Source organism: Lentzea sp. NPDC054927, assembly GCF_053610285.1.
On record NZ_JBSGXZ010000085.1, the window covers coordinates 1 to 10,897 of the forward strand.

Genomic DNA, 10,897 nt, shown 5'->3' on the forward strand with positions numbered 1-10,897 from the left:
TGTCCACTCGACACGCTTTTCGTCGAGTTGACACCCCTCCTCGTGGGTGGCTCGCTCTGGCTCGGCTCGTGACGGGGACCCCCACCCGATCCGCACGCCTACGCAACCGGCAGCCGCCCAACGCAACAGGCATGCCATCAACCCGCGTACGGCGCGGACCCCCTGATCAGATTGGCGGGGGTCTGGGGGCAGCGCCCCCAGGAAACGCACGCAACGCAACACGCTCAACGCAACTGGGGAACCCTACGGAACCGGCGCCCCAACAGAAGACGAAGCCGCACTGGGCACGACCTCACCCGACACCTCCGGCACCGACACCGACGGCACCACAGTCGTCCCCACAACACTCACCCGAGCCTCCCCAACCTCCCGAGCCTCCCCACCCTCAGGCGTGACCACCGGATTGGAATGCGGCGGCGGCGTCACCACCACCCGCCCCACCGATGGCCGCGACGGCGTCACCTTCACCGACGACGGCCCAGGCGTGAACTCCATGGGCGGCAGATCACCCCCGACCTGCGCCACCTCGGGCTCACCGGGAGCGGCATCAGAGGGCCCCGGAACCGGCACCACACCAGTGCCGATCACCACACCGGTGAGAACCCCCAGTGTGACAAGCGCGACACCCAGCGAAACAGAAGGAAGCGGCAAACCAGAACGCACCCGGCAGAAGCTAGCGACCGAATGAGACGAATCCCCCCGAATCACCCGCATCGAGCTCAAGCTTCCCTCGATCGTGTGGCAAAAGAATCATCACCCACAGCGAAAAAACTTACGATGCTGTAACCGACGGTGGCGTAGCCCGTGGTTGGTTGTGCATGCTAACCAGTCGCCTGCGAACGGGAGCCGCAGACGGGAGCCGCAACGGGCAGGAAGTCGCGCGAGTAAGGGGGATGTTGTGCTGCTGCGATGGAACAGTCTGGTGTCACTGGGGGACAGCTTCACCGAAGGCATGGACGATCCGGGACCGGGTGACACCTACCTGGGATGGGCCGACCGCCTGGCGGACATGATCGCCCGGCAGGCACCTGACTTCAGGTACGCCAACTTCGCCATCAGAGGCAAGATGCTGCAGGAGATAATCGACGAGCAGGTCCCGCTCGCGATCTCCCTCAAACCGGACCTCGTCACGTTCTGCGGCGGCGGCAACGACATCATGGTCCCGAACAGCGACCCGGACGCCCTGGCCGAGGTCTACGAGGTAGCCGTAGCCGACCTGAGGGCAGCAGGCTGCGACGTGGTCATCTTCACCGGCTTCGACACGCGATCAACCCCACTCCTCCGGAGCCTGCGCGGCAAGATCGCCATCTACAACTCCCACCTGTGGTCCATCGCCGAGCGCTACCACTGCCGCATGGTCGACCTGTGGTCAATGCACGTCCTGCACGACCGTCGCGCATGGAGCGAGGACAGGCTCCACCTCTCCCCAGAAGGCCACCAGCGCGTCGCCCTCAAGACCTACGAGGTGCTCGGCCTCAGCGACACCCACGCGTGGAACGAGCCGTGGCCCGCACTCGAACACACAGACTGGGTCACCCAACGGAAGGCCGACCTCAAGTGGGCCCGCGAACACGTGGTGCCGTGGATCGGCCGCACGCTCAGGGGCGAGTCCATGGGCGACGGAATGGCCCCGAAGCGCCCCGAACTGCTGCCGCTGGCCCGCGTCACCGACGAGAACTGCGTCAACAACTGAACGGCCCCGGACAACGGCCCCGGACACAAAGCGAGGGCCCGACCGGCACTCTCCCCCGAATGCCGGTCGGACCCTCCAAACGCAGGCGCCTTACCCCCTCGGTAATCCCCCACTCGGCGGCCTGCACATCCAACATCCCATGTTTTGGGACCAGACGACTAAACGCCCGCTAAACCTCGGACGACAGCGAGTCCAAAGTGGCCCGCACCTCGACCGCGCGGGCCGAGTTGACCTGCGCATACAGCCGCAGCGCTTCAGTCAATTCCGCTGTCGCAGCAACCCATTCCGCCCGCCGGAGCAGCACTCCGCCGAGCACCTGGCGGCCAAAACCCTCAAGGTAGGTCACCTCGGCGACGGCGGCCTGGTCGACCACCTGCCTGGCCAACATTTCGGCCTGGTCCAAAGCCCCCGCCTGAAGGTTCAGCTCGGCGAGGTTGGCCAGACCGCGGATCAACGCGACCTGGTCGCCGGAGCGCCGGTACACCTCGACGGCGTGAGCTTGGTGCTGCAGCGCCACTTCCACGTGTCCGCGGGCCTGCTCGACCTGTGCCACGTTGTTCAGGCCGTGGCCCTCGCCGACGACGTCGCCGGACTGCTGCGCGAGCTGCACCGACTCCCAGAAGTGCAGCAACGCCTCGTCGTGCTGCTGGAGGCGGAACAGCACGTCGGCGAGTTGAGCGAGCGTCAGCACCAGGTACTGGCGCTCGCCCAGCTCGGACGCCAGCCGGTGCGCACGGCGAGCGTCCGGCAGCAGGACGGGTCGTCCCAGCCGGGCGTTCGTCGTGTAGGTCGTGTCCAGCATCAGGATCTGGCCGAGGCGGCTCCCCGTCACCTCGGCCGCGGCCAGACCGAACCCGACCAGCGCCACCCACTCCCCGGTGAGTGCGCGCGCAGTCGCGTAGGGGTGCAACAGCCGTACGAGCTGCCACACCTGGTCGTGCAGACCCGATTCGGCGGACGCGTGCACGACCGCGACGATGTTGGGCCACTCCTGGTCGAACCAGTCGATCGGGTCACCGAACGCCGGCAGCGACGTGGAACCGTTGTCCCCGAAGGCGAAGTCCAGGCCGTCACGCGCCGGGCGAATGGCTCTGCGGACGTGGTCGCACGCCACGAGGTAGTAGTTCACCAGGCGCCGCAACGAGTCCAGGTCCGGGCGGCCGGTTCCGCGCACGTACAGCCGCACCAGCTCGTGCATCGTGAACCCGTCCGGCCACGGCTCGACCAGCAGGTTCACCTCGACCAGCTGGGTCAGCCGGTCACGGGCCGACTCGACGCGGGTGCGGGTCAGCGCGGCGACCGCGTGCGACGACATCCACCGGCCGGGCGCCATGCCGATGGACTGGAAGACCTCGTCGAGTTCGGACGGCAGGTCGCGGGTCGACAGGTCGAGCGCCCGCGACACCCCCACGCCTGCCTCAGGTAGGTCCAACCCACGCATCCGGTGCCCGTCGTCGGCCAGCTCCCCCACCAGCTCCTCGACCGTCCACTCCGGACTGATCACCAGCTTCGCCGCGGCCACCCGCAGCGCCAGCGGCAACCCACCGCAAAGCTCTGCCAGCTTCCGCGCCGCCACCGGGTCTTCCGACGACAGCGGCTTGCCCAGCACGTCGTCCACCAGCGCACGCGCGGCCTCGTCGTCCAGCGGGCCGAGCTTGCGGACGCGGGCGCTGTTCGTGACGACGAGCCGTTCCATCTGAGAACGCGACGTCACCAGCACGACCGAGCCCGAACCCGGCGGCACCAGCGGCTGCACCTGCTCGAAGCCCGTCACGTCGTCCAGCACCACCAGCACGCGGCGGCGGTTGAGCAACGACCGGTACAGCCCGACGCGGTCCTCCACCGCGACCGGCACACCGTCCGCCGGCACGCCCAGCGCCACCAGGAACCTGGTCAGGACCTCACCGGGTTCGGTGTCACCGAGCGACGCGAACAGCACGCCGTGCGGGAACATCTCGGAGTTCTCGTGCCCCCAGGTGATCGCGAGCGCGCTCTTGCCGACACCGGGTGCGCCGGTCAGCACGGCCACGGTCGTGCCGAGCAGGTTCCGCGACGCACAAACGTTGTCCAGCCACGTCTTGTCCGCCTCGCGGCCGAACAACCGCGAGGCCGAGGCGGGCAGCAATGCCGGTGACACGATCCCCGCCCGCGGCGCGACGGGACGCGACTCGACCGGGCCGATCAGGCTCAGCGCCGGGTCGTCGCGCAGCACCTGCTCCTGCAGCAACCGCAGCTGCGGGCCGGGATCGATGCCCAGCTCGTCCACCGCACGACGCTGGAACCGTTGGTAGGCCTCAAGAGCGTCCGCACGCTGCCCAGAGCGGTACAGGGCGCGCATGCTGTGCGCGACCATCCGTTCCCGGAAGGGGTACTCGGTGCACAGGCCGCGCAGCTCCCCCACGAGCTCCAGGTGGCGGCCCAGCTCCAGCTCGGCGTCGATGCGTTCCTCCAACGCCGACAGCCGGAGTTCTTCGAGATCAGACGTCATCGGGTCGCCCGGCACGTCCGCGAGCACCGGCCCGCGCCACAGGCCTAACGCCTCGCGCAGCAAGCCCGCCCTGATGGCGGCGGGCTTGCCACGAGCTGACGCGACGAGCTGCCGGGCGCGGTGCAGGTCGAGACGCCAGGGGTCCACGGTCAGCTGGTAGCCGGTCGGCGTGGTGCGGATTGCCGCGGAGCCCGACGGGTCGGACTCCTCCAGCACCTTGCGCAACCGCGACACGTAACCGTGCACGATCGTCCGCGCGGTGGCCGGCGGCGACTCCGTCCACAGCGCGTCGACGATCTGGTCGATCGAGACGGGTCGGTTCGCCTCGACGACCAGCATGGCCAGCAGACCGCGCATGCCGCGGCGGCCCAGCTGGATCAGCCGTCCGTCCGCGAGCACCTGGAGTGGACCGAGCACGCCGAACTCGAGTCCGGTTTTGCTCCGCATGCCCCTCCTTCAGGTGCGCTGACCTCGTCACTTCAGAAGGTGCGCCGGGGGCCGTCTCAGATACAAGTACGGTTCAAGTTCGCGGGACGCTACTGTTCACGCGTGCCGCGAGACAGGAATTCCGTGGTTGACCGCGGCGCCGGGTGCCTTCTCGGCGGCGCTCTCGGTGATGCGCTGGGCGCGCCCGTGCAGTACCTCGGCCTGGCCGACATCCAGCGCGAACACGGCCCAGAGGGTGTGCTCGCCCCACCGAAGCCCGCGCTGTTCACCGACGACACCCAGCTGACCCTCTTCACCGCCGACGGCTATCTGCGCGCCTGGGTGCGCGGAAAGCGGACCGGCGAGTGGGAACCGTCCGAGATGGTGTGGCACAGCTACCGGCGCTGGCTGATCACCCAGCAGCAACCGGCCCCCGAGCGGGGTGCCGTCGGGCTGCTCGCAGACGAACGGCTCTACGAAAGCCGCTCGCCGGGCCTGACCTGCCTGCGCGCACTGGCCGCCGAGACACCGTCCACTCCGGAAAACCCGCACAACGAGTCCTCCGGCTGCAACGGCGTCACGCGCACCGCTCCCGCAGGCTTCGCACCGTCCGCCCAGATCGCCTACGACCTGGGCTGCCGGTTCGCAGCCCTGACCCACGGCGGCACCGGCGGCTGGGTCTCCGGCGGCGCCCTGGCGTTGCTGGTGCACCTCCTCGCCGTGAAGGGCCGGCCGCTGCGCGAGGCGATCGACCAGGTCATCGGGCGAGTGCTGCGCGACGACACGTACACGGCGACAGTCCTGACCCGCGCCGTGGTGCTGGCCGAGGAACACGACGGCGGCGCCCCGGTACGCGTCGACCGGCTCGGCAGCGGCTGGACCGGCCCGGAAGCGCTGGCCATCGCCGTCTACACCGTGCTGACCCACCCGAAGCCCGTGCAGTTCGTGGACGCCATGCGCGCCGCGGCCAACCACTCCGGCGGCAGCGACGCCACGGCGGCGTTGACCGGCAACGTGCTCGGCGCGCTGCACGGCACCGAAGCACTGCCCCGCGACTGGCTGAGCGGGCTGGAGCTGGTGGACGTGCTGGACGCGATGGGCCGCGACCTGGGCTGCTCGGCCGTGAACCTCGACTTCAACGAGGACCGGTACGCCTGACCGCTCAAAACCTGGAAAACAGAAAGAGCCTGTCTGCGCGCGCTCCCGAATTCGCACGCCGACAGGCTCTCTCGCACGAGGTGTTGGTCAACAGCAGGCCGGGTCTTGCCCCGAGCGCGAGCTCCGATCCAGCTCTTGATCAACGAAATCCGTGCCCCGGAGTCAACGCTCCGTTGGGCGGGCATGTTAACAGATGTGTACCGGAAGTCCAGGGCTGCGGAAGACCTGACGATCTTCGTCGACGATGAAAACCTCGCAGTCCTCCTGCTCCGCAGCCCACTCGATTCCGTCTCTGCCCAGCGCAAACGCTGCTGTGGCAGTGGTATCCGCGATGGCGAGATCGTCCGCGAAAACTGTGACCGACAAAAGTCCCGTGACGGGCTTACCGGTACGGCCGTCCAGGATGTGCTGGCCGCGCTCGTACAACGCTGACGTGGCAACGGCTCCGTCCCGCACGCCAAGCACCACGCAGACCTGGTCGGCGAGGTCGGGATGCCGAACGCCGACGCGCCAAGGCTTTCCGGACTCGGGCTCACCGGCCGTCACGACGTCACCGCCGGCGTTGATGCAGTAGGTCGTCGCTCCGCCGTCGCGCAGGATGTCCGCGGCGCGTTGCACGGCCCAGCCCTTCACCACCGCGCACGGGTCGAGGCCGCGTCCCGGCACCTGCGCCGTGAACGCGCCGCCCGTCGACTCCTCGTACCAGTCGCACAGCGAGAGCACCTCGACCAGATCCGGGGTGAGCTCTTCCCTGGAGAGTTCACCCCGGTCCAGCCGGGACACCTCGCTGTCGGGCTTGAACGGCGAGAACTGCGCATCCGCCGCCCTCAGCCAGGCAAAAGCCCTCTCGGCCAGTGCGGCGTCCCCGTCCCGCAGGTCCACCGAGATCGGCAGGCCCATGATCTGCTCGACGCGCCGCACCGACACCGCTACCGCGCCCCGTCCAGGGCGCCCTGCAGCGACTTCTTGTAGCCCTCCGAGGTCGCGGTCGCGCCGGACACCGTGTCGATGTCCGCGCTCTGCGCCTTGAGCGCCTCCTGCTTCAGGATCGGCAGCGCCATCCTGGTCGGTTCACTGTTGGGCGCCCGCAACGCCTTCACGTCGGTGATCTTGGTGCCCTGCAACGTGATCTGGACCTGCACGGTGCCTTCGGACGTGTTCACCGCCGGTCCGGAAACGTTGCGGGTCTGCGCCTGCTGCTGGGTCTGCTGCTGCTGGGTCGTCGGTGCGGCACCGGTCGTCTTCGGTGCGGCACCGGTGGTTTGCGGCGCGGCCCCGGTGGTCTTCGGAGCGGCCTGGGTCTGCTGCTGTTGCGGGGTTTCCGGCGCGGCGACCTCGGTCAGTTCACCCTCGTGGCCGGCAGCAGGCGAGTACAGCCAGACCGGGACCAGGCCGGCCACGCTCAGCGCCAGAACGGGAATTGCCCTCTTCACGTCGTCGATCCCCTTCAGTTGGCCAGCGCGAAGCGCTCGGCGTGGACCTGGTTGCTGGGCACTCCCAGTTCGTCGAGGCTGCGCACCACGGCGTCGGTCATGCCGTTCGGTCCGCAGATGAACACGTCGCGGTCCTGCACGTCCGGAACCAGCGCGGCGATGTTCTCAGGGCCGAGCAACGGGCCGTTCGCGGTGATGGTCTTCGAAGACCCGGTGACCAGGCGCAACACCGCGCCCTTGGCCCGCACGAGGCCTTCGATCTCGCGCAGCAGCACCGCCTCACGCGGGTCGCTCACCCGGTACATCACCACGACGTGGCCCTTGATCTCCTCCAGCAGCGCGCGGATCGGCGTGACACCGACACCACCCGCGACGAGGAGCGCGTTCGGCCTGGTCTGGTGCATGGTCGTGAAGGCGCCGTACGGGCCCTCGGCGAACACGCGGGTGCCGACCTTGATGTTGCGGATGTCCGCGCTGCCGGTGCCCAGAGCCTTCGCGGTGAGCCGCAGGTACTTGCCGTTCGGCGCCGCGGACAGCGAGAACGGGTTGGCCTGCCACCAGCGGTCCTTGGTCAGGAAGCGCCACAGGAAGAACTGGCCGGCCTTGGCGCCGAGCTGGTCCAGGTCCTTGCCCTCGATGTAGACCGAGACGACGTTGTGCGCCTCGGGCACGACCGCGGCGACCCGGAACTGGTGACGCCAGTTGCGCCAGAACGGGAGCGCCACCCGTCCGACGAAGACAGCCCCGAGAGCGAACGCCCAGAGGCCCCACCAGTAGGCCGTCGCGAGCTCGGACTTGCGGAACGTGCTGCCGACCGCGACCTGGTGCGTGAACGCGAGGAAGATCGCGATGTAGGTGTACAGGTGGATGAAGTGCCAGGTCTCGTAGGCCATCCGGCGCCGCGCGAAGCGGGCGGAGACCACGCCGACGATCATGATGATCGTCCACGCCACCAGCGCGCGGAGGATGCCCTCCAGCTCGGTCGCCTGCCTGATGACCTCGGCGATCGGGCCGTCGGAGCCCGCGTTGCCGAACGCGATGAAGGTCAGGTGCCCGATCAGCATCCAGAAGATCGTGAAGCCCACCCAGCGGTGCCACGAGGTCAGCTTGTCCATGCCCAACCGGCGGTCGAGCCACGGCAGCCTGGCGACCAGCAGCAGCTGGAACGCCATCGCGAGCGCGCCGTAGAGCCCGGTCAGCCGACCGAAGTTGATCAGCTTGTTCGAGCCCACACCCGCCGCGTTGAACAGGTAGGTCACGAACGCCGCGTTGGCCAGGAGGAACACGTAGAGGCCGGCTTTGGCCAGCACCTTGTGCGGCGTCGCGCGGCCGGCCGGAGCCGGTCGAGCGGTCTGCTGCAGGGTGGTCGTCACGGCGGGCTCCTCGGTCAGGCGGTCTCTGGCGGTCGTTCTCGATCCTCAGCGTTCGAGCTGTGGCTCCCCTATGCACCGACTGTCGACTTCCTGTCGATCGAGCGAGGGGGCCACCAGGTGACGCACCATGAGCACGTGGACAAGGGGAACTCGGTTCGATTGCTCGTCGTCGACGACGAGCCGCACATCGCTGACCTGGTCGCGACGGTCGCCCGGTACGAGGGCTGGCAGGCCGCCACCGCGCTCAACGGCGAGGATGCTCTGAGAGAGGCCGCCGAGTTCCAGCCGGACATCGTCGTGCTCGACCTCATGCTGCCTGACCTGGACGGATTCACCGTTCTAGATCGAATGCGCGCTGCCGGGGCGATGGTTCCCGTGGTGTTCCTGACGGCTCGTGACGGCACTGCGGACCGTGTGGCGGGTCTCACTCGAGGTGGCGACGACTACCTCGTAAAACCTTTCTCGGTGGAAGAGCTCATGGCCCGGTTGCGGGCCGTGCTGCGCCGCTCGACAGGTCCGTCGTGGAAGCGCTCCGTGCTCAAGGTCGCCGATCTGGTGATGGACGAGGACACGCGCGAGGTCCGTCGCACCGGCAAGCTCGTGACGTTGACCCCGACCGAGTACGAGCTGCTCCGGTACCTGATGCGCCGCTCGCCGGCCGTGCTGACGAAGGCGCAGATCCTCGACCACGTGTGGGAGTACGACTTCGGCGGCCGCTCCAACGTGGTCGAGCTGGTCATCTCCCACCTGCGCCGCAAGCTCGACGACGGCCGCGAGCCGTTGATCCACACCGTGCGCGGTGTGGGGTACGTGCTCCGCCGAGCAGCGGAGTGAGCCGGCAGATGAGGTTCCGGCTGAAGCCCGTCCGCGACTGGCGGCTCGGCACCCGCCTCGCGCTGGGCCTCGGCGCGCTCGCGCTGACGGTGTTCGTGATCGTCGGCTGGGTCATGGTCACGTCGATGAAGGACTTCCTGGACCGCCGCCTCGACGACCAGATGGTGATCAGCCAGCAGGGCGCGGCCAAGGAGGTCGAGTACTACGGCAAGATCACCAAGATCCCGCCCGACTGGTTCGCCGTCGTCTACAAGATCGAGAACGGCGGCGTCACGCCCCTGCCCGGCGACCAGCAGCCACAGGACCGCGAGGAGTTCGACGCCCTCGCGAAGCAGGCGCTGACCGCCGACAAGTTCGAGACCGAGTACCTGCGCGACGAGGGCAAGTTCCGGCTGCGCGCCTGCCAGGTCATCAAGGACGAGTACATCGTGGTCAGCGCGGCCCCGATGAACGACCGGGACGGCACGATCTCCCAGCTGGTCACGGTCGGAGTCATCGCCTTCCTGGCCGCGCTCGTCGCATTGGTGGTCGGCGGCCAGGCGTTGATCCGCAAGGGCATGCAACCGCTGTCGGACATGGCGGACACCGCGCACGACATCTCCTCGCACGACCTGACCGACTCGGGCGACCTGGCCGTGCGCGTGGACGGCAAGGGTGGCGGCGTCGAGGTCGAGGAACTGCGCGAGGCGTTCAACAACATGCTCGCGCACATCGACTCTTCTTTGGCCGCCCGCACGGCTGCGGAACAGCGGCTGCGGAGGTTCATCGCCGACGCCTCACACGAGCTGCGCACGCCGTTGACGTCGTTGCGCGGCTATGCGGACCTCTTCCGGTATGCGGCGGCCAACGAACCGGGCGAACGCGAGAAGCACCTGGAGAAGCTGCGGTCGGAGGCGTCCCGGATGAGCGTGCTGCTCGACGACCTGTTGTTGTTGGCACGCCTGGATTCCGCGGAGTCCGAACCGCCGTTGCGCCCGGAGGAGATGGATCTGTCGGTGCTCGCGGAAGCGGCCGCCGACGCGTTCCGGGCAGCCCGTCCGTCCCACGAGCTGTCGCTGGACGCCGACACCGTCACCATGACCGCCGACGCGACGCGGTTGCGGCAGGTGCTCGACAACCTCCTGACCAACGCGGCCGTGCACACGCCAGCCGGCACCGCGGTGTCGTTGAAGGTGACCGCTTCGGACGGCTGGGCGGTCGTGCAGGTGAGCGACACCGGCCCTGGCATCCCGGCTGCCGACCAGGCGCGGATCTTCGACAGGTTCTACCGCGTGGACAACTCGCGGACCCGCCAGCGCGGCGGCAGCGGACTCGGCCTCGCCGTGGTCCAGTCGCTGGTGCAGGCCCACGGCGGCACGATCGACATGACCAGCCGGCCGGGGTCGACGGTGTTCACGATCCGTCTCCCCCGGCGGCCGTAGCTGTTCTGGCGTCTGCAAGTACCACCAACTGGTGAGTTGGTGGTACTTGGAGAAGCCTCAGGTACTTAGGC

Annotated in this window: 9 protein-coding genes; 4 read left to right on the forward strand and 5 right to left on the reverse strand. The window is 68.6% G+C overall.

What is annotated here, in order from left to right; translation table 11 throughout:
* Positions 1-243 precede the first annotated feature (243 nt).
* Complete coding sequence (locus tag ACWGE0_RS45220) at positions 244-663, reverse strand: hypothetical protein (RefSeq protein WP_452267020.1); 420 nt, start codon at positions 661-663, stop codon at positions 244-246.
* A gap of 235 nt (positions 664-898) precedes the next feature.
* Between ACWGE0_RS45220 and ACWGE0_RS45225 the strand changes: the two genes are divergently transcribed.
* Positions 899-1,693 carry an SGNH/GDSL hydrolase family protein gene (locus ACWGE0_RS45225; protein ID WP_452267021.1) on the forward strand — a complete coding sequence of 265 codons (795 nt, stop codon included), beginning with the start codon at positions 899-901 and terminating at the stop codon, positions 1,691-1,693.
* Positions 1,694-1,862: 169 nt separating this feature from the next.
* On the opposite strand, the gene ACWGE0_RS45230 is transcribed toward ACWGE0_RS45225, so the two are convergent.
* Positions 1,863-4,628: a BTAD domain-containing putative transcriptional regulator gene (locus tag ACWGE0_RS45230; protein ID WP_452267022.1), complete on the reverse strand. Its 2,766-nt coding sequence runs from the start codon at positions 4,626-4,628 to the stop codon at positions 1,863-1,865.
* A gap of 102 nt (positions 4,629-4,730) precedes the next feature.
* Between ACWGE0_RS45230 and ACWGE0_RS45235 the strand changes: the two genes are divergently transcribed.
* Positions 4,731-5,765 (forward strand): ADP-ribosylglycohydrolase family protein, encoded by a 1,035-nt coding sequence (locus ACWGE0_RS45235; RefSeq protein ID WP_452267023.1) that lies wholly within the window; start codon positions 4,731-4,733, stop codon positions 5,763-5,765.
* A 186-nt stretch (positions 5,766-5,951) separates the two neighbouring features.
* Here ACWGE0_RS45235 and ACWGE0_RS45240 read toward each other — a convergent pair whose 3' ends face one another.
* The 3 genes from ACWGE0_RS45240 to ACWGE0_RS45250 are packed head-to-tail and all read right to left on the reverse strand — an operon-like array spanning position 5,952 to position 8,571.
* Positions 5,952-6,692 carry an FAD:protein FMN transferase gene (locus tag ACWGE0_RS45240; protein ID WP_452267024.1) on the reverse strand — a complete coding sequence of 247 codons (741 nt, stop codon included), beginning with the start codon at positions 6,690-6,692 and terminating at the stop codon, positions 5,952-5,954.
* A gap of 2 nt (positions 6,693-6,694) precedes the next feature.
* Entirely contained in the window at positions 6,695-7,198 is a 504-nt protein-coding gene (locus ACWGE0_RS45245) for an FMN-binding protein (RefSeq protein WP_452267025.1), read from the reverse strand.
* A 14-nt stretch (positions 7,199-7,212) separates the two neighbouring features.
* A complete protein-coding gene (locus ACWGE0_RS45250) occupies positions 7,213-8,571 on the reverse strand; it encodes a ferredoxin reductase family protein (RefSeq protein ID WP_452267026.1) in 1,359 nt (452 codons plus the stop codon).
* 135 nt (positions 8,572-8,706) lie between these two features.
* Here ACWGE0_RS45250 and ACWGE0_RS45255 point away from each other — a divergent pair, with 135 nt between their 5' ends.
* A complete protein-coding gene (locus tag ACWGE0_RS45255) occupies positions 8,707-9,405 on the forward strand; it encodes a response regulator transcription factor (RefSeq protein ID WP_452267027.1) in 699 nt (232 codons plus the stop codon).
* Positions 9,406-9,413: 8 nt separating this feature from the next.
* The gene (locus ACWGE0_RS45260; RefSeq protein WP_452267028.1) at positions 9,414-10,826 is read left to right on the forward strand and encodes an ATP-binding protein; all 1,413 of its coding nucleotides are present in this window, start codon (positions 9,414-9,416) and stop codon (positions 10,824-10,826) included.
* Positions 10,827-10,897 lie beyond the last annotated feature (71 nt).

Bases quoted from the DNA above. Each gene is read 5' to 3' on its own strand.
- ACWGE0_RS45230 (WP_452267022.1), bottom strand. From the start codon at position 4,628: ATGCGGAGCAAAACCGGACTCGAGTTCGGCGTGCTCGGTCCACTCCAG.
- ACWGE0_RS45260 (WP_452267028.1), top strand. From the start codon at position 9,414: ATGAGGTTCCGGCTGAAGCCCGTCCGCGACTGGCGGCTCGGCACCCGC.